The organism is Pantoea sp. YU22 (assembly GCF_003970755.1).
In the GTDB taxonomy this organism is placed as follows: domain Bacteria; phylum Pseudomonadota; class Gammaproteobacteria; order Enterobacterales; family Enterobacteriaceae; genus Pantoea; species Pantoea piersonii.
This window is the reverse complement of the sequence record NZ_RYDU01000007.1, coordinates 32,957-55,228: the sequence shown is the minus strand read 5'-3', so window position 1 is coordinate 55,228 and position 22,272 is coordinate 32,957. Positions and strand designations below refer to the sequence as shown.

Here is a 22,272-nt window from a genome sequence, read left to right as displayed (position 1 = left end):
ATTTTATGCTGTCGCCCGACGAGGCCGCTGCGCATTGAGGTATGGAAAGAAGACGACGAATAGCGCTAAAGTCAAATTGAGGATTAACTGTTTGATCTGCAAGCCTCAATAAACGACGGTTTACTTTTACGGCCGCAAATATCGAGAAAAAGTGACCGACTTTCAGATTTGCCGTAACTGTTGTGATCGGAGCATAAATAGATGATTTCACATTTAGCGCAGCGAGAAAATTAAAGATAAGCTCCTGTTTAATATGCTTTGTAACAATTTCGACTAGAATATAAACCATTAATGGCTGTCACAGGCAGACAACTTTTTTTAACAATATCGTCTCAGGCAATGGCGCCTTTGGGAGTAGGAAATGCAAGAGAACTACAAAATTCTGGTCGTTGATGATGATATGCGTTTGCGTGCGCTGCTGGAGCGCTATCTCACCGAGCAGGGCTTTCAGGTGCGCAGCGTCGCCAACGCCGAGCAGATGGATCGTCTGCTGACCCGTGAATCTTTCCACCTGATGGTGCTGGATCTGATGCTGCCGGGCGAAGATGGCCTGTCGATTTGCCGTCGTCTGCGCAGTCAGAGCAACCCGATGCCGATCATTATGGTGACGGCGAAAGGCGAAGAGGTCGACCGTATCGTCGGGCTGGAGATCGGCGCGGATGACTACATTCCAAAACCGTTCAACCCGCGTGAACTGCTGGCGCGTATCCGCGCGGTGCTGCGTCGTCAGGCCAATGAGCTGCCGGGTGCGCCTTCGCAGGAAGAGGCGGTTATCGCTTTTGGCAAGTTCAAGCTGAATCTCGGCACGCGCGAAATGTTCCGCGAAGATGAACCGATGCCGCTCACCAGCGGCGAGTTCGCCGTACTGAAAGCGCTGGTCAGCCATCCGCGTGAACCGCTGTCGCGCGACAAGCTGATGAACCTGGCGCGCGGACGCGAATACAGCGCAATGGAGCGCTCCATCGACGTACAGATCTCGCGTCTGCGCCGTATGGTAGAAGAGGATCCGGCGCACCCGCGCTATATCCAGACGGTCTGGGGCCTGGGCTACGTTTTCGTTCCGGACGGTTCTAAAGCATGAGGCGACTGCGCTTCTCGCCTCGAAGCTCATTTGCCCGCACCCTGTTATTGATCGTTACCTTGCTGTTCGTCAGCCTGGTAACGACCTATCTGGTGGTGCTCAACTTCGCCATTCTTCCCAGCCTGCAGCAGTTCAACAAGGTGCTGGCGTATGAAGTGCGCATGTTGATGACTGACCGGCTGCAGCTGGAAGACGGCACGCAGCTGGAGGTGCCGCCCGCCTTTCGCCGCGAGATCTACCGTGAGCTGGGCATTTCGCTCTATACCAATGCGGCAGCCGAAGAGAGCGGGTTGCGCTGGGCGCAGCACTATGAATTCCTTAGCGAGCAGATGGGCCAGCAGCTTGGCGGCCCGACCGACGTGCGCGTCGAGGTCAATAAAAATTCGCCGGTGGTCTGGCTGAAAACCTGGCTGTCGCCTGACATCTGGGTGCGCGTGCCGCTGACGGAAATCCATCAGGGCGACTTCTCGCCGCTGTTCCGCTACACGCTGGCGATTATGCTGCTGGCGATTGGCGGCGCATGGCTGTTTATCCGCATCCAGAACCGACCGCTGGTGGACCTGGAGCATGCGGCACTACAGGTCGGTAAAGGCATTATTCCGCCACCGCTGCGCGAGTATGGCGCGTCGGAGGTGCGTTCGGTGACGCGCGCCTTTAATCAGATGGCTGCCGGTGTTAAACAGCTGGCGGACGACCGTACGCTACTGATGGCAGGCGTCAGTCATGATCTGCGCACGCCGCTGACGCGTATTCGCCTCGCCACCGAAATGATGGGCGAAGAAGATGGATACCTCGCCGAATCGATCAATAAAGATATCGAAGAGTGCAACGCCATCATTGAGCAGTTCATCGATTATCTGCGCACCGGCCAGGAGATCCAGACTGAACGCGCCGATCTCAACGGCGTGCTGGGCGAAGTGGTCGCCGCCGAAAGCGGTTACGAGCGCGAGATTGAGAATGCCGTGATGCCGGAAGAGCTGATGCTGGATATCAACCCGCTGTCGATTAAGCGCGCAGTGGCGAACCTGGTGGTGAACGCGGCGCGTTACGGCAATGGCTGGATCAAGGTGAGCAGCGGCCGTGAACTGCATCGCGCCTGGTTTCAGGTCGAGGATGACGGTCCGGGCATCAAGCCAGAGCAGCTGGCGCATCTGTTACAGCCCTTTGTGCGCGGCGACAGCGCGCGCAGCACCAGCGGCACCGGTCTTGGGCTGGCGATTGTGCAGCGCATTATCGATGCGCATCAGGGGTCGCTGGAGATTGGCGAGAGCGAGCGCGGCGGGCTGCGGATTCGCGCCTGGCTGCCGCTGACGGAACAGTCTGCGCCGGGCAGTAACAGCACGACGCAGAGCTGAGCAGTAAGCGGGCGCGGCGATGGCCGCGCCCGAAGAGTTACAGCACCGGACCTGCTTTAACCAGCGCGGCGCCCGCCGCGTTATCGGTATATTTCTCGAAGTTAGTGATAAAGCGCTGCGCCAGATCGCGCGCCGCTTCCAGCCACTTCTCGTCACTCTCCCAGCTGCTACGCGGATCGAGCGTCGCGGCGTCGAGCTGACCCAGCGCTTTCGGCACCTGCAGGTTGAACACCGGCAGCGTCTCGGTTTCGGCATCATCCAGCTCGCCAGCCAAAATCGCGTTGATAATGGCGCGCGTATCCTTCAGCGAAATACGTTTGCCGCTGCCGTTCCAGCCGGTATTGACCAGATAAGCCTGCGCGCCTGCCGCCTGCATGCGCTTCACCAGCACTTCCGCATACTGGGTTGGGTGGAGCGTCAGGAACGCCGCGCCGAAACAGGCGGAGAAGGTAGGCGTCGGCGCGGTGACGCCGCGCTCGGTGCCAGCCAGCTTGGCGGTGAAGCCGGAAAGGAAGTGGTACTGCGTCTGCTCAGGAGTCAGGCGCGACACCGGCGGCAATACGCCGAAGGCGTCGGCGGTCAGGAAGATCACTTTCTTCGCGTGGCCCGCTTTCGAGACCGGACGCACGATATTGTCGATATGGTCGATAGGATAGGAGACGCGGGTGTTTTCCGTTTTGCTGTCGTCGTCATAATCGACGCTGCCATCTTCGCGCACCACGACGTTCTCCAGCAGCGCATTACGACGGATGGCGCGGTAGATTTCCGGCTCGGCCTGTTCGGAAAGCTTGATGGTCTTGGCGTAGCAGCCGCCTTCGAAGTTGAACACGCCGTCGTCATCCCAGCCATGCTCGTCGTCGCCGATCAGCTGACGTTCCGGATCGGTGGAGAGGGTGGTTTTGCCGGTGCCGGAGAGGCCGAAGAACACCGCCACGTCGCCCGCTTTGCCGACGTTAGCCGAGCAGTGCATAGAGGCGATGCCGCGCAGCGGCAGCAGGTAGTTCATCACCGCAAACAGCCCTTTCTTCATCTCGCCGCCGTACCAGGTGCCGCCGATCAGCTGCATCCCTTCGGTAAGGTTGAACGCCACGAAGTTTTCTGAGTGCAGCCCCTGCGCCTGCCAGTTAGGGTTAGTGCATTTCGCCCCGTTCAGCACCACGAAATCGGGTTTAAAGTCCGCCAGCTCGCTTTCGCTCGGCTGAATAAACATGTTTTTGACGAAGTGCGCCTGCCAGGCCACTTCGGTCACGAAGCGCACGCTGAGGCGCGAATCGGGGTTGGCACCGCAGAAGGCGTCGATAACGAACAGACGTTTACCGGAGAGCTGTTCGGTTACGCAGGCTTTCAGCTGCTGCCAGGTTTCCTGCGACAGCGGCTGGTTGTCGTTTTTGCCTGTTCCTTGATCGTTCCACCACAGCGTGTCGCGGGTGGTGTCGTCACGGACGATATATTTATCCTTTGGCGAGCGGCCGGTAAAAATGCCGGTATCGACCGCCACTGCGCCGCTTTGCGTCAGGGTGCCGCGCGCATAACCTTCCAGCTCGGGACGGAGTTCTTCGGTAAACAGCGTATCGAAATCGGGGTTGTGGACCACTTCGGTGGTGCCCTCGATGCCCAAAGCGGCAAGATCTTGCGAGGTCAGGCCGGTAACGCGCATGTGACTGCTCCTTAAATCGTTTTGGTACTGCACAGGCGAATAATTATTGGTGTCGTGCCATCCTCTCCGCGTGTTGCTGGGCGGATGCACGATCGCGCGCAGTGTACTCTTCTGAGCCTGTGGGAAAAGCGTTGTCCATCAGAAATGCGAACCAGGGCGCGTTAAGCAGCAAAAACAACCGCTTTTGAAAGTAAAGTTAGCGTGAAAAGCTTATTTTACTTTGTAAATTAAGGGGATATAGCGGGGAGGAAAAAGGGCGGCAAAGCCGCCCAGAGATAAATCAGTGGATGCTGTCGCTGTTTTCGCCTTCCGCGCCGCCTTTACGGATCGCCGCGATATCGACCGCGTCGTAGACGTAGTGCGTGCCGCAGTAGTCGCAGTGCATATCGACCTGACCATCCTCTTCGATAATCTCGTCAACTTCATGCTGAGGCAGGGTTTTCAGCACTTCGCCGCAGCGCTCGCGCGAACAGGTGCACTTAAAGCTCACCGGCTGCGGATCGAAAACGGTCGCTTCTTCCTGATGATAGAGGCGCCACAGGACGTCGGTCGCCGGCAGATCGATCAGCTCTTCGCTCTTCACGGTTTCGGTCAGCGTCGCCAGGTGGTTGAAGTCTTCGGTCTGGGTATCCTGCGCCGGCAGGACCTGCAGCAGAATGCCCGCCGCCCCTTTTTCATTAGTGCGAATAAACAGGCGGGTCGGCAGCTGTTCAGAACGCATGAAATAGTCTTCCAGGCAGGCGGCCAGCGTATCCCCTTCCAGGCCGACGACGCCCTGATAACGCTCGCCTTTCTCAGGCGAAATGGTGATCGCCAGATAACCGGTACCGACCATGCTTTTCAGGGTGCTGTCCGCCGGGATATCGCCCTTCACGCGCGCGACGCCGCGCAGTTCCTGGCGATTATTGCCGTTGATGACCGCCAGCGACAGCGGACCATCGCCCTGCAGCTGCACCGTGATGTCGCCGTCGAATTTCAGCGTGGCGGTCAACAGGCTGGTCGCCACCAGCAGTTCGCCCAGCAGCGTCTGCACCGGTGCCGGATAGTCATGGTTTTTGATGATTTCCTGCCAGGTGTGGCTGACATTCACCAGCTCGCCGCGCACGGCCACATTCTCAAACAGGTAACGATGCAGTTGATCTTGTACAGACATAAATTTTCTCTCGTTGGGGCTAAGCCTGGTCGTCGCCCGTTAATTTAAATTTCATCAAATCGCGGCGCTCTTTTTTATCGGGGCGGCGATCGGGATGCGGCATGGTGAGCGCGTTCATCTTGCGCGCCAGCGCCACCTTTTCCCGTTTCTCAATGCTGGCTGCGGTTTCGCTGTAGAGCTGCTGCGCCACTTCCGCCGGACCGCGCTTGTCGCTCAGCGCGGTGACGATCACGGTGCGCTCGTCGTTGCCCTGGCGCAGCGTCAGCTCCGCGTCCAGCTCAACCAGCTTGCTCGGCTTGCTGCGCTGACCGTTATAGTGGACTTTGCCGCCTTCGATCATCTCGCGTGCCAGCGAGCGCGTTTTGTAGAAGCGCGCCGCCCAGAGCCATTTGTCGAGGCGCACGCCTTCGCTGCTTTTCTCTTTCATTGCTGCTCCCGTTTACGCCAGCGCGCTGCACAGGGTGCGATAATCGCGGACCGCCGCGTGACGCTGGAAGACCTGATCGGGACGCCCGGAGTCGGGGTTGCTGACGCCTAAACACCAGCCGATGCCCCAGCTTTTCGCCGCGTCGAGAATGGTCTCGTTGTCATCAATAAACAGCGTTCGCGGACGATCAAATCCGGTATGCTGCTCCACCGCCTGCCACAAGCGCGGGTCCTCTTTCGGATACCCAAAGGTATGGGTGGAAAGTAATAAATCAAGGTGCGGCGCAAGGCCGGTCTGCGCCAGTTTGATATCCAGATTGTATGGATGGGCGTTGGTCAGCAGAATGGTGCGTTTTCCTGCCCGACGTAGCGCCTGCAAAAACGGCACGGTATCTTCCCGCATCGTCGCCAGGCTACGTTTGGCAAACGTCATGGCGCGAATATCCAGCGCCAGCTCTGCTGCCCAGTAGTCCAGACAATACCAGTTTAGCGTATGCGCCACCGCCTGGTACTTTCCGGCGATCAGCGACTCCGCTTCCGCAAGTGTAATGCCGCGCGTTTCGCTCAGGGTTAGCGGCACATGCTCCAGCCAAAAATGACGGTCAAACGCCAGGTCCAGCAGCGTGCCGTCCATATCCAGCAGTACGGTATCGATTTGCGCCCAGTTCAGCGTCATCAGGCAGGTTCTCCGGTCAAAAGAGGGCGACAGGGTAGCACAGAATGGGGCGGGAGAGGGCAGGGCGGCGCGGGGATAGCCGCAGCGCCGCTCGGGTTCTGATGCGTCAGAACATCGAGCGCACGCTCTGCATGGTCGTGAGATTGTGATTAAAGCACTTGTCGTAATATTGCTGGATATTCGCCATGCGCTGACGGTTGCGGTGGATGCGGCGCAGAGAGAGCAGCGCGTTAATCACCGCGCAGGCCAGCAATACCACCAGCAGCAGCGTCGTGCCGAGATAGCGCCACATCGCCATCGCATCCGGTTCGTTGTGCAGCGCGATATGACGCGTGCCGTTGGCGTCTACCGACAGGCTGGTGATAATGCCGCTGGCGCTGAATGAAGTATGCAGCAGCATGCCGGAGAGACGCTGCAGCTCGCGCCACTGCGACGGCGCGTCCAGATCGAACAGCGACACCGTAGGCTGCGGCTGATTAACCAGCTGGCGGCCCTCGTCGCTGACGATCAGGAATCCGCCCGGCGGCGGGCTGTTAAGGTTTTCGGCGGCGCGGCGCGTCTCGCGGAAAAAGAAGCTGGAGGTGGCGGTATTAACCAGGTTTTCCAGCGCTTCGGCGCTCACCGGGCGCAGCAGCACGTTCATGCCGTTCAGCTGGCCGGAGTCGGCGCGACGCACCAGCGTATCCCAGTCTTTGGCGTTGCCGAGATTCACCAGCGCGTTCTTCAGCCGCACGCAATCCTGCTGTTGGCTACAGAGATCCTGCGTTTTCAGCACCAGGTCGGCAAAGTCGTCCAGCAGGATCATGCCCGACTTTTGAATCGCCGACGCGAGCTGCGGGTTGAGTTTGGGATCGGTGTTAGTTTCCGGATGAAGCTGCCGCGTGGTGGCATCCAGCAGCGCCGAGGCTTTATCGATAATGTCGGACTGGGGCTGCGGCAACGGAGAGGCGTTGTTCCAGTAGACCGCCGAACAGTCAAACGGCATATAAGCGTAGCTGCGGTTACTCTGATAGTTATCGGGGACGGAACACATGCCGGTGCCGTTAACTTTTAAAATATCGCCAACGTGCAGCGACTGCGCCGCCAGCTTATCTACGTTGTTCACTTCCAGGCTCTCCGTGCCCTTTATCCAGGCCAGGCTGAGTTTGATCGGCATACTGAGCGGGATCCAGCTCACCAGCAGCGCCATTACCAGCAACGAGCCGCAGGCCAGCACTACGTTTTTGCGCCAGCGCTGGATAGGGAAGTTACGTACTTCGTCCTGAAGCGATAAAAAGCGGCCCTGACGCACCACATGGCGGTTCAGGTAGATTTCGACATCCGTTGTCTGCCCCAGATCGTGGGCGACATAGGGCAGCCAGTGCGGCGGGTAGGCGAGATCGATAATGCCCAGCGTGATGTTGCTCTGCTCCTGATTCGACTCGCCGAACAGGCCCCAGCGTTTGGGCGCGCCGCGCAGACAGTGAATATCGCGCATGCGCTTCTGGGCGGGAATATGGAACAGCGACCAGACGCTGGCGCCGATCATGGCGCATCCCAGCAGCACCAGCCAGCCCATCAGAGCCGCGGGCACCAGCAGGCTGATGAAAAAGAGTAAAAAGGCGAAGGTAATGGTCACCGCTTCGCGCGTGCCGTCCGGGCGCGTCAGCTGATACTCTTCCAGCGTCTCTTTGCGCACCTGCAGCAGCTCGACGTTTTCACTCTCTTCTTTGCGTATGGAGGCGTTGGTCGAGCCTGGACGCACCAGCGCCGGCAGCGATGGCTGATCGCTGCCATAATTTACCAGCGAGTGGCCGTTCAGCGAGATCACCAGCGGAATCGTCTGGGTGCGGATCAGCTCAACGTAGTTCTCATCGGTAATATATTGTTCCCAGTGCGGCGGCAGATGCACTTCCACTTCGTCAAGATAGTAGCGCCACTTGTGCGGGTCGTCGGTTGAGAGGCCATAGCGAGTGATGGCGCGCGTAACGGGGTAGACGTTGTTGCTCTGGGCGGTAAGCGTCAGGTTGTCGAAAAGAGGATGTTTTTCACCGGGTACAGCGGGACGCGACTGCTTCGCAAGCGAGGCGACGTATTTTTCGACCGCACGACGTTCATCGTCGGTGAGTTTGCGGCAGGGCGGACTGATAAATGGCAGTGGTTTCGCCAACGGCGGACGATGCCGCATAGCGTACCAAAAGCCGATACCTGCCAAACCTGAGCAGACCAGCACTATGACCAGGACAAAAAGGATTGTGCTCATGGGTTGCTCAATTCAGCCAAAATCCTGCCTTCACGTTGGACTAATGCTCCCAGATAGAACTGTTATTTAAGACAATTTTGGCGGGAATAAACTATTCTGACAAGCTAAATGCCAGAGGAAATAACGCGCAAAATCATTAAATTAGAAGTTAATGCAGCATGCCTTGTCCGAATGTTAACCGTCAGAACCTGAATTAAACATCGGTCTTTTCTGAATTTTACCCTCTGACGTTGACTTATTGCAAAAGCGTTAACTGGCGCAACAACGCCCGTGAGCCCCTGATACGGCGCAGCGTCGGGCTGAGTGGCTAAACTCGCTGTCGCACAATCGCCTGTGGTCAGGTAAGCTAATTTTTTCCCGGCATCGCACGGCGTTGAAAGTCTGAGGCTGATATGAAGAATCCGTTAAAAAAACCCGACATTCTCAATGTGGAAACCGTGGCGCGTTCGCGGCTCTTCACCGTTGAGTCGGTCGATCTCGCTTTTAGCAACGGCGCGCGACGCGTGTATGAGCGAATGAAACCGTCCGAGCGCGAGGCGGTAATGATTGTCCCGATTATCGACGACCAGGTCGTGCTGATTCAGGAGTACGCGGTTGGACTGGAAACCTATGAGCTGGGTTTTCCCAAAGGATTGATCGATCCGGGCGAAACGGTGTTCGAAGCGGCCAACCGCGAGCTGAAAGAGGAAGTGGGCTTCGGCGCGGAGAAGCTGGAGTTTCTCAGCAAGCTGACGATGGCACCCTCTTACTTCTCCAGCAAGATGAATATCGTCGTGGCGGAAGGGCTCTATCCTGAACGGCTGGAGGGCGATGAGCCTGAGCCGCTGATTGAGCATCGCTGGCCGCTGGATAACCTGCTGGCGCTGCTGCAGGAGCCCGATTTCCGCGAGGCACGCAACGTCAGCGCGCTGTTCCTGGTGCGGGAATGGCTGGTGCGGCAGGGAAGGCTGCGCTACTAACGGTCAGGGTAGCGACTGAATAAGAAGACCGACTTTTTTAGCCTTACAGAGAGCTGATAACGCTCACCCGCGCTGGCACACTGGCAGTAAACAAAAAAGGCCGACATCACTGTCGGCCTTTTTGCTGGGTTCACCCCTATTTAGAACAGTTCGTGGCTCTCACCGTTATCCATAATGGTGGTGCCGACGTCATGCACTGAATATTCCGTTGGCTGCGTGCCATTGATGAAATATTCCTGACGCGTATTGCCGCCGCCGTTAGCCAGCTTACCGGTGCTGCGGTCGATAGTGACCGTAACAATGCCGTCCGGCGGCGTCAGAGGCTGCTCCGGCACGCCGTCCAGCGCGCTCTTCATATAATCATCCCACGCGGGCTGCGCGCTTTTCGCGCCGCCTTCGTAACCGGAAATCTGGTTCGGAATCGCGCCTGAGAGCGTGCTGCGGCCTAAGTCGCGGCGCGCATCGTCAAAGCCAATCCATACCGAGGTCACTACGCCAGGGCCGTAACCCGAGAACCAGGCATCCTTCGAGCTGTTGGTGGTACCCGTTTTACCGCCAATATCGTTGCGTTTCAGGTCGCGCGACGCGCGCCAGCCGGTGCCCATCCAGCCCGGTTCGCCAAAGATATTGGAGTTAAGCGCGCTTTTGATCAGGAACGACAGCGGCGTATTGATCACATGCGGCGCATACTGCTGTTCGCCCGGCTGCGACTGAACGGGAACCTGCTCCAGCGCAGGCTGCGGCGCAGTCTGGTTCTGGCTTTGATCGGACGTCGCAACGTTCTCGACGCTCTCTTCGTTAAGCGCCAGCGCTTTACGCGTTTCGCCGTAAATCACCGGTAAATTGCACTGCGGGCAGGCGATGCGCGGTTTCGCTTCGAAAACCGTTCCGCCTTGCTCGTTCTCAATCTTGCTGATGAAGTAAGGATCGACCAGGAAGCCGCCGTTCGCCATTACCGAGTAGCCGCGAACCACCTGCATCGGCGTAAAAGAAGCCGCGCCCAGCGCCAGCGATTCGGTATGAACGATATTCTGCGCCGGGAAGCCGAAGCGCTGCAGATATTCCGCCGCGTAATCGACACCCATCGCGCGCATGGCGCGCACCATCACAACGTTTTTCGACTGACCTAACCCCTGACGCAGACGAATCGGGCCATCATAGGTGGGCGGCGAGTTTTTCGGTCGCCAGTCGGCACCCGCGCCGGCATCCCAGCGCGAAATCGGTACGTCGTTCAGAATGGAAGCGAGCGTCAGGCCGCGGTCCATCGCTGCGGTATAGAGGAACGGCTTGATATTGGAGCCGACCTGACGCAGCGCCTGGGTGGCGCGGTTGAACATGCTTTGATTGAAGTCGAATCCGCCGACCAGCGCGCGTACCGCACCGGTTTGCGGATCGAGCGACACCAGCGCGGAGTTGACGTCCGGCACCTGCGCCAGCCACCAGTTGTTATCGACTTTACGCACCCAAATCTGCTGGCCCGGCTGTACGACCTGGGTCACGCTCCGCGGCGTCGGACCTTGTACGGTATCGGACTTGAACGCGCGCGCCCAGCGCACGCCGGCGAGGCCCAGCGAGACGCTGGTGCCATCTTTCAGCATCGCGGTCGCTTCGTCGCTGCTGGCCTGTGTTACCACGGCAGGCAACAGCGGGCCGTAAACCGGCAGCGGCTTCAGCGCTTTCAGGATCTGCTCCTGGCTCCAGGCGGGTTCGCCTACTTTCCAGAACACGCTGGTCGGCCCACGGTAGCCGTGACGCATATCATAGGCCAGCACGTTATTGCGCACCGCCTCCTGCGCCGCCTGCTGCAGGCGACGGGTCACAGTGGTATAGACCTTATAACCGTCGTTGTAAGCGCCGTCGCCGTAGCGTTTCACCATCTCCTGACGCACCATCTCGCTCAGATAGGGCGAAGAAAAGGCGATTTCCGGTCCGTGATAGCTCGCTTCAAGCGGCGTATTGCGCGCTTCATCGTACTGCTGCTGGGTGATATAGCGCTGATCCAGCATACGCGAGAGCACCACATTGCGACGCGCCAGCGCGCGGCTGTGGGAGTAGAGCGGGTTAAAGGTCGAAGGCGCCTTCGGCAGGCCCGCAATCATCGCCATTTCGCTCAGCGAAAGCTGGTCTACCGGTTTGCCGAAATAGACCTGCGCAGCAGCGCCGACGCCATAGGCGCGGTAGCCGAGGTAGATCTTGTTCAGATAGAGCTCAAGGATCTCATCTTTATTCAGCAGCTGCTCAATGCGGATGGCGAGAAACGCCTCCTTGATTTTACGCATCAGCGTGCGTTCCGGGCTGAGGAAGAAGTTACGCGCCAGCTGCTGCGTAATGGTGCTCGCGCCCTGCGACGCGTGGCCGGACATCAGCGCGATACTGGCCGCACGGAAAATACCGACCGGATCTACGCCGTGATGCTCATAGAAACGGCTGTCTTCCGTTGCGATAAACGCTTTGATCAGCTCTGGCGGCATCTGCTGCAGCGTCAGCGGAATACGGCGTTTTTCTCCGTACTGGGCGATCAGCTCGCCATCCGCGCTGTACACCTGCATGGGCGTCTGCAGGCGCACATCTTTCAGCGTGTTAACGTCGGGCAGCTGCGGCTCTATATATTTGTACAGACCATAAATCGAGCCAGCTCCCAGCAAGATGCAACACACTGCAAGGATTAATAAATACTTTACGAACTTCACCTGGAGTTTCCCATCTGTTGTCGTTTGAGCAGTTTATAAACAACCGCGCGGTAGTATAAAGGCAAGCCAGACGCTTTGATATGTCCTTTTACCCCTGTAGATAAGGAGATCGCGCGCATGGCTTTTCAGACATGGCAAGTCGGACTGGATATTCAGAATACGCAGCTCTGCGCTCTCGCTATACAGCGCCGGCGCGGCGGCTGGCAACTGTGCCGCTGGTGGCAGCAAGGGCTGCCGCAAGATACGTTAAGAAACGGCGTGCTGCAATCTTCGCCTGAATTGCAGGCGGCGCTGCGCATGTTGCAACAGCAGCTGCCGCAGCGCTATTCGCTGCGCGTTGGGCTGCCGACGCAGCTGGTACTGCAACGGTCGCTGGCTCTGCCGACGCAGCGTCTGCAAGAGCCTGCGCTGGAACGTTACGTGACGTCGGCGGCGCAGCGTCTCTTTCCTGTCGAACCGGAAGCGCTGGCGCTGGATTACCGCGCCAGCGAAGCGGATCGCCAGCTTTACATAACGGCCGCGCGGCAGGCGGTGATCGCGCAGTGGCTGGCGCCGCTGCAGCAGAGCGCGCTGCGGCCCCGGGTTTTTGAGCTGACGACGCATGCTCTGGCCCTGGCGGCGCAGGCCGCTGGGCTGGCCGACGATGCCGCACTGCTGCTCTGTCACGACGCCCAATGGCTCTGGTATAGCCGCGCCGGCGAGAGCGTCGTCGGCAGCGCCAGTCTGGACATAACCGCAGAAGACGTCGCGCAGCGCTCCTTTCCTCACGCCAGCATGCTGTACGGCTGCGCGCCCTCCGATGTCGTTCTGCCCGCTGCATTTTCTCCTTTCTCGCCGTTCAGGCTGTTTACGTATCAGCAGCCGCCGCTGCCGCAGCAGGAAGCGGCGTTCTGTATCGCCGCTGGTCTGGCACTGCGCCCGGAGGACTGCTGATGATTGCGGTGAATTTGCTGCCGTGGCGGCATGCGCGTCTGCGACGTCAGCGCCGCGCCGCCCTGGGCGTTGGCGCGATGCTATTGCTGTTGCTGATGCTGGCCGCAGTCTTACAGCTCTGGCATCTCAACCGCATCAGCCAGCAGTTAAGGAGCGCGCAGAACGACGCGCACGATGCGCTGACGACGATTGCCCGGCAGCTCAGCCAGCGTCGCGATCTGCAGCAGCAGCTGGCTATGCAGCAGACGCAGTGGCGCAACGCGCAGCACCACGCTGCGGAACTGATGCGGTGGCATCATTTCTGGCAGGCGCTGCCGACGCTGCTGCCTGACCAGCTCTGGCTGGAGCGCGTGGAAAAAGAGCCGGCACGGCTGAGCGTAGAAGGGCGCTCGCTGGATATGGGGGCGATAGACGAACTGCGTCGACGGCTCGGCGAACAGACGCTGTTTGCGGCGGTCAAGCAGGGCGATGTAGCGCGTCAGCCGGACGGTTACTATCGTTTTGCGCTGCGCGCCCGGCTTGAGGAGTCCGGCGATGAATAGCGTGCTGGAGCGCTGGCTGCGTCTGCCGCTGCGCGGACAGATCGCTATGGCGACGGCGTGCTTTGTCCTGGCGACGCTGGTGTTGTGGCTGCTGCTTGTGCGGCCGCAGCGGCTGGCGCAGCAGGAGCTGCGCGTCGACATCGCAAGGCTTGAACAGTCATATCAGCAGCAGCTGGCGCAGCTTAGCGCGCTGCCTGCGGAGGCGTTGCTACGGGCGCAGCTGACCGATATCGCAGACCACTCTGACGCCCCCCGTGCCGTGCCGCTTGAAACGCTGCTGGCGGCGCGCGGCAGCCAGCTGGAGGCGTGGCAGCCTGAGTCGGAGCCGCGCAGCGTAACGCTGCTGCTGGCGTGGGAGCAGTTTCAGCCGTTGTTCGCCGATCTGGCAAGTACAGAGGTTCCTTTCCCTGCGCGCTTCTTGCTTGAGGCGCACCAGGGAAAAGTACGGGCGAGGCTCTGGCTGGAGAGCGACGATGCGCGCTAAATGGCTGCTCCTCTGGCTGAGCGCAGCCAGTCTGTATGCCGCGCCGCGCGACCCGTTTCAGCCGCTGGCGAGCAGCCTGTGCGTCGCGCCGACCGCCCTGACCGGCTGGCGACTGCAGGGCGTGCTGGGACGAGCGGCTGCCCTGCGCGCCTGGCTGGTTTCTCCCCAGGGCACCATCGTTAAGATCGCCCCGGCGGATCCCCTTCCGCTGTCGGGCTGGCGAGTGAGCGCCATCGCGCCTCGCAGCCTGACGCTAACAACAGGCAGCGGCTGCTCGCCGCAGATGATCACTTTCTCCCTGAAAGGAAGCGCTTATGCTCAGGATAACCCTCTTTCTGCTGGCGAGCCTCTGGCTGGCGCCGACGCTGGCGAATGACGACGATAACGGCCAGCGGCTCAGCCTCAATTTCGATGATGCGCCGGTAGCCCGGATTCTGCAGGCGCTGGCGGATTATCAGCACCTTAACCTGTTAATCGCTCCTGGCGTGGAGGGAAGCCTCTCGCTGCGGCTTGATGACGTGCCCTGGAAGCAGGCGCTGTCGCTGGTGACGCGGCTGGCGGCGCTCACGGTAGTGGAAGAGGAGAACGTGCTGCTGGTCTATCCCGACAGCTGGCAACAGCAACAACAGCAAGAGCTGGCGGCCAGCACGCCGCCGCCGCTGGAGCTGCGCGCCGTGACGCTGCACTACGCTAACGCGGCGGAGGTCTATCGCAGCCTGCAGGGGGAGCGGCAGACGCTGCTGACGCCGCGCGGCAGCGTGACCCTGGATGCGCGCGCTAACGCCTTGCTGCTGCGCGATACGCCCTCGGCGCTCAGGGATGCCGAACGCTGGCTGCAGGCGCTTGATGTGCCGCTTGAGCAGGTCGAGCTGGCGGCGCATATCGTCACCATCAGCGAGGAGACGCTGCGCGAACTCGGCGTTAACTGGAACCTGTCTGCCAGCGCGGACGCGGTGACCGACGCGTTGCGTAATCCACGACTGGCGATTCCACTGGCGGCGAGCTCGCCGGGAATAACGGCGGGCGTCACGCTGGCGCGGGTCGGCGGTCGGCTGCTCGATCTGGAGCTAAGTGCGCTGGAGCAGGAAAACCAGGTTGATATTATCGCCAGTCCGCGTCTGTTCACCTCGCACCAGCAGAAGGCGATGATCAAGCAGGGCAGCGAAATTCCGTATGAAGTTTCGGCAGGCAACAGCGGCGCGACTACTATTGAATTTAAAGAGGCGGTGCTGGGCATGGAGGTCACGCCTGATGTGCTGGGCAACGGGCGCATCCACCTGAAAATCCGTATCAGCCAGAACGTGCCGGGCCGTGCGATTCAGAACGGCGACAGCAGCATACTCTCCATTGATAAGCAGGAGATCGAAACGCAGGTCACCCTGAAAGATGGCGAAACCCTGGCGCTGGGCGGTATTTTTCAGCAGCAGCGAAGCCGGGGCGAAAATCGCGTGCCGGTGCTGGGCAATATCCCGCTGCTGGGGGCGCTGTTTCGTCATCAGACCGCGGAAAATAAAAAACGCGAGCTGGTAATCTTCATTACGCCGCGATTGGTCAGGGAAGCAGCGCTTACGGCCGGATAAACCGGAAAATGCGCTCCGTAGTGCCAACTGCGTTGACGCAGGACTGGAATTAGCATACAAGGTTTAGCGATTTTTAGAACGCTGTAACCGTCCCGACGGCGCGTATCCGTCAGGGTCAGATATCTCTCCTGAAGGCGGCGCGTAAAAAGCGCAGCGCTAATGCGCATCGTTTCGCATATTGCACACCGGTCCCGCAAGGGGAATGCCGGGCGCGATTTATTCGGTTGCCAAACGCCCTTGAGTGTTGAGATAATTTTTCGTCTGACTCTTGCTAACGCTCATGAGGTCTCAGTTCCTGTCCCGCCAGCGATATCGCTGAACGCGGGGTATCATCAACGAATTCTTAGTAATACCGACAAAATGGCAGAGAAACGCAATATCTTTCTGGTTGGGCCGATGGGTGCCGGCAAAAGCACTATTGGTCGTCAGTTAGCTCAGCAACTCAATATGGAATTTTTCGATTCCGATCAGGAAATTGAGCGACGTACCGGAGCGGATGTGGGCTGGGTATTTGACGTCGAGGGCGAAGCTGGATTTCGTGACCGCGAAGAAAAAATCATTAACGAGCTGACCGAGAAGCAGGGCATTGTCCTGGCGACCGGCGGCGGTTCCGTCAAATCTCGGGAAACACGCAATCGTCTCTCCGCCCGCGGTGTCGTGGTGTATCTTGAAACCACCATTGAGAAACAGCTGGCACGCACGCAGCGCGATAAAAAGCGCCCGCTGCTGCAGGTTGATTCACCGCCGCGTGAAGTGCTTGAAGCGCTGGCGGGCGAGCGCAACCCGCTCTATGAAGAGATCGCGGATGTCACCATTCGTACTGACGATCAAAGTGCGAAAGTGGTGGCCAACCAGATTATCCACATGTTGGAAAAAAACTGATCTAATGCCGAAAGGCTCAGTAACAGGTATCGAGCATCATGGAGAAGATCACCGTCTCACTGGGAGAGCGTAGCTATCCCATCACCATTGCCGCCGGACTGTTCAAGGATCCGGCTTCTTTTTGGCCGCTGAAAGCGGGTGATAACGCGATGCTGGTCACCAACCAGACGCTGGAGCCGCTCTATCTTGAAAAGCTCTCGGCGCTGCTGACGGCTGCGGGCGTCAAAGTGGATCAGGTGATTCTACCCGACGGCGAGCAGTACAAAACGCTGGCTGTGATGGATGAGGTCTTTACCGCGTTACTACAAAAGCCGCACGGCCGCGACACCACGCTTATTGCGCTGGGCGGCGGCGTGATCGGCGATCTTACCGGCTTTGCGGCCGCCAGCTATCAGCGCGGCGTGCGCTTTATTCAGGTACCCACCACGCTGCTGTCGCAGGTCGATTCATCGGTCGGCGGCAAAACGGCCGTTAACCACCCGTTAGGCAAAAACATGATCGGCGCCTTCTACCAGCCCGCATCGGTAGTGATCGATACTGACTGTCTGCGCACGCTGCCGCCGCGCGAGCTGGCTTCAGGCCTGGCGGAAGTGATCAAATACGGCATTATTCTGGACGGCGATTTCTTTAGCTGGCTGGAGCAAAACCTCGATGCACTGCTGGCGCTGGATGAACAGGCGACAGCCTGGTGCATTCGCCGCTGCTGCGAGCTTAAGGCAGAGGTCGTCGCGGCGGATGAGCATGAGCATGGCCAGCGCGCGCTGCTGAACCTGGGGCACACCTTCGGCCACGCCATCGAGGCGCATATGGGCTACGGCAACTGGCTACACGGCGAAGCCGTCGCGGCGGGGATGGTCATGGCGGCGCGCACGGCGCAGCGTCTGGGTCAGTTCAGCGAGGCCGACACGCAGCGTATCATCGCGCTGTTGCAGCGCGCCGGTCTGCCGGTGCACGGCCCGGAGAGCATGAAGGCGGAAGATTATCTGCCGCATATGCTGCGCGACAAAAAGGTGCTGGGTGGCGAGCTGCGGCTGGTGCTGCCGCTGGCGTTAGGCCGCTCCGAAGTGCGCGGCGGCGTGGCGCATGATATGGTGCTGGCTGCAATTAACGACTGTCAGAAACCCTGAATATAAGCAGTTAAGTGGTGACGCGGCGCGCGGGGTGCGCATGGCCGAATGCCGCTTTACGGAGGAGGCAAAATGGATGAGTTTAAACCGGAAGACGAGTTAAAACCTGACGCCAGCGACCGCCGTCCCTCGCGCCCGCGTAAGACGGCTTCTGCACCTAAAGTACCGGTTTCGCGCCAGCATATGATGATGGGCATCGGCATTCTGGTGCTGTTGCTGCTGGTGCTTGGCATTGGATCGGCGCTGAAAGGCCCCGATGAGAGCAAACCGGCGGCAGGCAACGGCGCGAAGAACGCACCGGCTTCCTCCGGCGGCAACGGCGGCGAAAAGAGCATCGATCTTTCCGGCTCGACCACCATGAGCGGCGGGCAGACGGCGCCGACGGAAGGCGCAGCCGCAGGCAACGCGCCGGTCGATGGCAGTGCGCCAGCCAGTGGCAGCGCGCCGCGCGACGTCTCTATGCCGCCGGTCTCCTCTACGCCGACGCAGGCAGCGCCGGTGGAGGCGCCCGCCAGTCAGCAGCGCGTCACTTTGCCTGGCGATCTCAACAGCGCGCTGAGCAATCAGCAGCAGCAGGTTGATAACGCCGCACAGGGCGGCAGCTCGCTGCCGACTGCGCCGGCGACCGTCAGCGGTAGCGCTGGCAACAGCATTAGCGCGCCTGCGGCGACGCGTTCGACCACGCCACGCCCCGCTGCGCAGCCGCATGCGTCACGCGAACCGGCGCATAAATCCGCCGCAGCCAGCCGCCCAGCGGTCAGCGAAAGCCGCACCCATACCACGCCAGCGCGTCCTGCCCTTGGCGGCACGACAAGCGGTAACGGCGCGGCATCCAGCAGCAGTGCGACAGCCAGTAGCAGCGCAGCAGGCAAGTCGGTGCCGGGCGGCAACTATACGCTGCAGCTGAGCGGTGCCTCGCGTGCAGAAAGCCTGAACGCCTGGGCGAAGAAACAAAATCTCAGCGGCTATCACGTCTACAAAACCATCCGCAACGGCCAGCCGTGGTACGTGCTGGTGAGCGGATCTTACGCGACCTCGGCGGACGCCCGACGTGCCGTCGCCTCGCTGCCCGCAGAAGTACGCGCGCAAAATCCCTGGGTGAAGCCCGTGAGTCAGGTTAAAAAAGAAGCCAGCCAGTAAACCATGTGGGGCCGGTTAATCCGGCCCCGTTGATAAGCGCCGTTCTGCTGTCGGTCCGCCACAGCTCCACAATAAGATGTATAACCACGACAGCATGAAGAAAAATCGCGCTTTCCTGAAATGGGCAGGAGGCAAATACCCTCTGATGGAGGATATCCGTCGCCATCTGCCGCAAGGCGACTGCCTGATTGAGCCATTTGTCGGCGCGGGTTCGGTGTTTCTCAACACCGACTATGAGCGCTACCATCTGGCGGATATCAACAGCGACCTGATTAATCTCTATAACATTGTTAAAGACCGCAGCGCGGTATTTATTGAGGATGCGCGTCGGCTCTTCTCGCCGGAAGGCAATACGTCGGAGTGCTATTACCTGCGCCGCACCGCCTTTAACGCCAGCAGCGACGCCTATGAGCGTGCGCTGCTGTTTCTCTATCTTAACCGCCACGGTTACAACGGCTTATGCCGCTATAATCTGCGCGGCGAGTTCAACGTGCCCTTCGGCCGCTACCGCAAGCCCTATTTTCCTGAGGCTGAACTGCTATGGTTTGCTGAGCGAGCGCAAAAGGCGACCTTTGTCTGCGAATCGTACGATGTTACCCTGACTAACGCGCAGGCGGGTTCGGTGGTCTATTGCGATCCGCCCTATGCGCCGCTGTCGGCAACGGCCAATTTTACGGCCTACCACACCAACAGCTTTAGCCTGCGGGAGCAGCAGCATCTTGCGGAGCTGGCGTCGCGGCTGGCGCTGGAGAGCCGCATACCGGTTCTGATCTCTAATCACGATACCGCGCTGACGCGTCTCTGGTATCAGGATGCAGTCTTACATGTGGTTAAAGCACGGCGTTCTATCAGTCGGAGCATAACGGGTCGCACACAGGTCGACGAACTGCTGGCACTTTACTGCTAGTCTGTTTCGTCCGCGACCAGGCATTACGTCAGCCGCAAGGCTGGCGCACAACATTGGGAGAATCGGATGAAACAATATTTGCTGGCCCCTTCAATCCTCTCGGCGGATTTTGCCCGCCTTGGTGAAGATACCGCAAAAGCGTTAGCCGCTGGCGGCGACGTGGTGCATTTCGACGTGATGGACAACCACTATGTTCCCAATCTGACGATGGGGCCGATGGTGCTGAAAGCGCTGCGCGACTACGGCATTACCGCGCCGATAGACGTGCATCTGATGGTTAAGCCGGTCGATGCGCTGATCCCGGAGTTCGCCAAAGCAGGCGCCAGCTATATCACCTTTCATCCCGAAGCGAGCGAGCACGTTGACCGCACGCTGCAGCTGATTAAAGAGCACGGCTGCAAAGCGGGCATGGTATTTAACCCCGCGACGCCGCTGAGCTACCTCGATTACGTGATGGATAAGCTCGACGTGATCCTGATTATGTCGGTCAATCCTGGCTTCGGCGGCCAGTCCTTTATTCCCGGTACGCTGGATAAGCTGCGTGAAGCGCGCAGGCGTATCGATCACGGCGGCTACAATATTCGCCTGGAAGTGGACGGCGGCGTAAAAATTGACAACATCGCGCAGATCGCCGCGGCAGGTGCGGATATGTTCGTTGCCGGTTCGGCGATCTTCGGCCATCCCGACTACAAGAAAGTGATTGATGAAATGCGTCACGAACTGGAGAAGGTTAATGGCTCATTTCACTGATATCCGCGCGCTGGCGTTCGATCTTGACGGTACGCTGGTGCACAGCGCGCCAGGGCTGGCGCAGGCTATCGACCACACGCTGGCGGATTTACAGCTGCCGCCCGCGGGCGTAGAGCGCGCCTCTACCTGGATCGGCAACGGCGCGGATGTGATGATGTCGCGCGCGCTGACCTGGGCGCTGGGCCGCGCGCCGCAGCCCGATGAGCAGCGCGACGCGCGCGCGCTGTTCGACAAACATTACGCCAGTACGGTGGAAGCGGGCAGCACGCTCTTTCCGCAGGTGAGAGAGACGCTGCTGGCGCTGCATGCCAAAGGCTTGCCGATGGCGATCGTCACCAATAAACCGACGCCTTTCGTCGCGCCGCTGCTGGCGTCGCTGGGCATCGCCGAAGCCTTTACGCTGATCATTGGCGGCGATGACGTGATCGTAAAGAAACCGCACCCCGCCGCGATTTTTCTGGTGCTGGGCCGCTTCGGCGTACTGCCGAATCAGCTTTTGTTCGTCGGCGATTCACGCAACGATATTCAGGCGGCCCAGGCCGCTGGGGTGCCGAACGTCGCCATGACCTATGGCTATAACTACGGCGAGCCGATTTCCGGCAGCAACCCTGACTTGACTCTCGACTCTTTTGATGAACTTTTGCCCCTTCTCGGGCTGCACTAATCAGGACACAAGTATGAGCAAACCCATTGTTTTCAGCGGCGCACAGCCGTCCGGCGAACTTACCATTGGCAACTATATGGGTGCGCTGCGTCAGTGGGTGCAGATGCAGGACGATTTCCACTGCATTTACTGCATCGTCGATTTGCACGCCATCACCGTTCGTCAGGATCCGATCGCGCTGCGCAAGGCGACGCTGGATACGCTGGCGCTCTATCTCGCCTGCGGCATCGATCCCAGCAAGAGCACCATTTTCGTGCAGTCGCACGTACCGGAACATGCTCAGCTGAGCTGGGTGCTGAACTGTTACGCCTATTTCGGCGAGCTGAGCCGCATGACTCAGTTCAAGGATAAATCGGCTCGCTACGAAGAGAACATTAACGCGGGTCTGTTTGATTATCCGGTGCTTATGGCGGCGGATATCCTGCTTTACCAGACCAATCAGGTGCCGGTAGGCGAAGACCAGAAGCAGCACCTTGAGCTGAGCCGCGATATCGCACAGCGTTTTAACGCCATCTATGGCGATATTTTCCGTGTCCCTGAGCCTTTTATCCCGAAATCTGGCGCGCGCGTGATGTCGCTGCTGGAGCCGACCCGTAAGATGTCCAAATCGGACGATAACCGCAATAACGTTATCGGCCTGCTGGAAGATCCGAAATCGGTCGTCAAGAAGATCAAACGCGCCGTTACCGACTCCGAAGAGCCGCCAGTGGTGCGTTACGATGTCAAGGAGAAGGCTGGGGTGTCGAACCTGCTGGATATCCTGTCGGGCGTGACCGGCAAAACCATTGCCGAGCTGGAAGCGGAGTTTGAAGGCAAGATGTATGGCCACCTGAAGGGCGCCGTGGCGGATGCGGTATCCGGTATGCTCTCTGAGCTGCAGGAGCGTTACAACCGCTACCGCAACGATGAAGCCTTCCTGGAGCAAGTGATGCGCGACGGCGCGCAGAAAGCGCGTGCGCGTGCGCAGGAGATGCTGAAGAAGGTCTACGAAGCGATCGGCTTTGTTGCCGCGCCCTGAGGCCCT

The 22,272-nt window shown here is 59.5% G+C and carries 21 protein-coding genes; 15 read left to right on the top strand and 6 right to left on the bottom strand.

The genetic code is table 11. The annotated features are described in order from the left end of the window. The first annotated feature begins 361 nt into the window (after window positions 1-361). Both ompR and envZ read left to right on the top strand, forming a co-directional pair. Entirely contained in the window at window positions 362-1,081 is a 720-nt protein-coding gene (ompR, locus tag EKL29_RS12025) for a two-component system response regulator OmpR (protein ID WP_001157751.1), read from the top strand. Further along, window positions 1,078-2,436: a two-component system sensor histidine kinase EnvZ gene (envZ, locus tag EKL29_RS12020; RefSeq protein ID WP_120457265.1), complete on the top strand. Its 1,359-nt coding sequence runs from the start codon at window positions 1,078-1,080 to the stop codon at window positions 2,434-2,436. The genes ompR and envZ overlap by 4 nt, the downstream gene beginning before the upstream one ends. A gap of 37 nt (window positions 2,437-2,473) precedes the next feature. On the opposite strand, the gene pckA is transcribed toward envZ, so the two are convergent. The 5 genes from pckA to EKL29_RS11995 all read right to left on the bottom strand — a co-directional run bounded on the left by pckA (window position 2,474) and on the right by EKL29_RS11995 (window position 8,590). Beyond that, the gene (gene pckA, locus EKL29_RS12015) at window positions 2,474-4,093 is read right to left on the bottom strand and encodes a phosphoenolpyruvate carboxykinase (ATP) (protein WP_120457267.1); all 1,620 of its coding nucleotides are present in this window, start codon (window positions 4,091-4,093) and stop codon (window positions 2,474-2,476) included. 280 nt (window positions 4,094-4,373) lie between these two features. Beyond that, the gene (gene hslO / locus EKL29_RS12010; RefSeq protein WP_120457268.1) at window positions 4,374-5,246 is read right to left on the bottom strand and encodes an Hsp33 family molecular chaperone HslO; all 873 of its coding nucleotides are present in this window, start codon (window positions 5,244-5,246) and stop codon (window positions 4,374-4,376) included. Window positions 5,247-5,265: 19 nt separating this feature from the next. Continuing rightward, the gene (gene hslR, locus EKL29_RS12005) at window positions 5,266-5,673 is read right to left on the bottom strand and encodes a ribosome-associated heat shock protein Hsp15 (RefSeq protein ID WP_126689804.1); all 408 of its coding nucleotides are present in this window, start codon (window positions 5,671-5,673) and stop codon (window positions 5,266-5,268) included. Window positions 5,674-5,685: 12 nt separating this feature from the next. Then, window positions 5,686-6,348, bottom strand: coding sequence for a GMP/IMP nucleotidase (gene yrfG, locus EKL29_RS12000; protein WP_120457272.1), 663 nt, complete (start codon window positions 6,346-6,348; stop codon window positions 5,686-5,688). A 106-nt stretch (window positions 6,349-6,454) separates the two neighbouring features. Beyond that, entirely contained in the window at window positions 6,455-8,590 is a 2,136-nt protein-coding gene (locus tag EKL29_RS11995; protein ID WP_120457275.1) for an intracellular growth attenuator family protein, read from the bottom strand. Between the two features lie 392 nt (window positions 8,591-8,982). Between EKL29_RS11995 and nudE the strand changes: the two genes are divergently transcribed. After that, window positions 8,983-9,549: an ADP compounds hydrolase NudE gene (gene nudE / locus EKL29_RS11990; protein ID WP_120457277.1), complete on the top strand. Its 567-nt coding sequence runs from the start codon at window positions 8,983-8,985 to the stop codon at window positions 9,547-9,549. 140 nt (window positions 9,550-9,689) lie between these two features. Here nudE and mrcA read toward each other — a convergent pair whose 3' ends face one another. Beyond that, window positions 9,690-12,239, bottom strand: a complete 2,550-nt coding sequence (mrcA, locus tag EKL29_RS11985) for a peptidoglycan glycosyltransferase/peptidoglycan DD-transpeptidase MrcA (RefSeq protein ID WP_126689803.1) — start codon at window positions 12,237-12,239, stop codon at window positions 9,690-9,692. Window positions 12,240-12,356: 117 nt separating this feature from the next. Between mrcA and pilM the strand changes: the two genes are divergently transcribed. The 12 genes from pilM to trpS all read left to right on the top strand — a co-directional run bounded on the left by pilM (window position 12,357) and on the right by trpS (window position 22,266). Then, window positions 12,357-13,172 carry a pilus assembly protein PilM gene (pilM, locus tag EKL29_RS11980; protein WP_126689802.1) on the top strand — a complete coding sequence of 272 codons (816 nt, stop codon included), beginning with the start codon at window positions 12,357-12,359 and terminating at the stop codon, window positions 13,170-13,172. Further along, window positions 13,172-13,714, top strand: a complete 543-nt coding sequence (locus tag EKL29_RS11975; protein ID WP_126689801.1) for a PilN domain-containing protein — start codon at window positions 13,172-13,174, stop codon at window positions 13,712-13,714. Before pilM ends, EKL29_RS11975 begins: the two co-directional genes overlap by 1 nt. Then, window positions 13,707-14,198, top strand: a complete 492-nt coding sequence (locus EKL29_RS23105; RefSeq protein ID WP_158618932.1) for a hypothetical protein — start codon at window positions 13,707-13,709, stop codon at window positions 14,196-14,198. Before EKL29_RS11975 ends, EKL29_RS23105 begins: the two co-directional genes overlap by 8 nt. Next, window positions 14,188-14,574: a HofP DNA utilization family protein gene (locus tag EKL29_RS11960; RefSeq protein ID WP_126689799.1), complete on the top strand. Its 387-nt coding sequence runs from the start codon at window positions 14,188-14,190 to the stop codon at window positions 14,572-14,574. Before EKL29_RS23105 ends, EKL29_RS11960 begins: the two co-directional genes overlap by 11 nt. Next, on the top strand, window positions 14,513-15,778 hold the full coding sequence (gene hofQ, locus EKL29_RS11955; protein WP_126689798.1) for a DNA uptake porin HofQ: 1,266 nt from the start codon (window positions 14,513-14,515) through the stop codon (window positions 15,776-15,778). The genes EKL29_RS11960 and hofQ overlap by 62 nt, the downstream gene beginning before the upstream one ends. A 360-nt stretch (window positions 15,779-16,138) precedes the next feature. Next, complete coding sequence (gene aroK, locus EKL29_RS11950) at window positions 16,139-16,660, top strand: shikimate kinase AroK (RefSeq protein ID WP_033753090.1); 522 nt, start codon at window positions 16,139-16,141, stop codon at window positions 16,658-16,660. Between the two features lie 38 nt (window positions 16,661-16,698). After that, window positions 16,699-17,787, top strand: a complete 1,089-nt coding sequence (aroB, locus tag EKL29_RS11945; RefSeq protein ID WP_120457292.1) for a 3-dehydroquinate synthase — start codon at window positions 16,699-16,701, stop codon at window positions 17,785-17,787. A 72-nt stretch (window positions 17,788-17,859) separates the two neighbouring features. Further along, window positions 17,860-18,927: an SPOR domain-containing protein gene (locus EKL29_RS11940; protein ID WP_126689797.1), complete on the top strand. Its 1,068-nt coding sequence runs from the start codon at window positions 17,860-17,862 to the stop codon at window positions 18,925-18,927. Window positions 18,928-19,021: 94 nt separating this feature from the next. Beyond that, window positions 19,022-19,834 (top strand): adenine-specific DNA-methyltransferase, encoded by an 813-nt coding sequence (dam, locus tag EKL29_RS11935; protein ID WP_120457389.1) that lies wholly within the window; start codon window positions 19,022-19,024, stop codon window positions 19,832-19,834. 66 nt (window positions 19,835-19,900) lie between these two features. Then, window positions 19,901-20,584, top strand: a complete 684-nt coding sequence (gene rpe, locus EKL29_RS11930) for a ribulose-phosphate 3-epimerase (protein WP_126689796.1) — start codon at window positions 19,901-19,903, stop codon at window positions 20,582-20,584. After that, window positions 20,568-21,248: a phosphoglycolate phosphatase gene (locus EKL29_RS11925; RefSeq protein ID WP_126689795.1), complete on the top strand. Its 681-nt coding sequence runs from the start codon at window positions 20,568-20,570 to the stop codon at window positions 21,246-21,248. The genes rpe and EKL29_RS11925 overlap by 17 nt, the downstream gene beginning before the upstream one ends. A 13-nt stretch (window positions 21,249-21,261) precedes the next feature. Continuing rightward, window positions 21,262-22,266 carry a tryptophan--tRNA ligase gene (gene trpS, locus EKL29_RS11920; RefSeq protein ID WP_126689794.1) on the top strand — a complete coding sequence of 335 codons (1,005 nt, stop codon included), beginning with the start codon at window positions 21,262-21,264 and terminating at the stop codon, window positions 22,264-22,266. The last annotated feature ends 6 nt before the right edge of the window (window positions 22,267-22,272 follow it).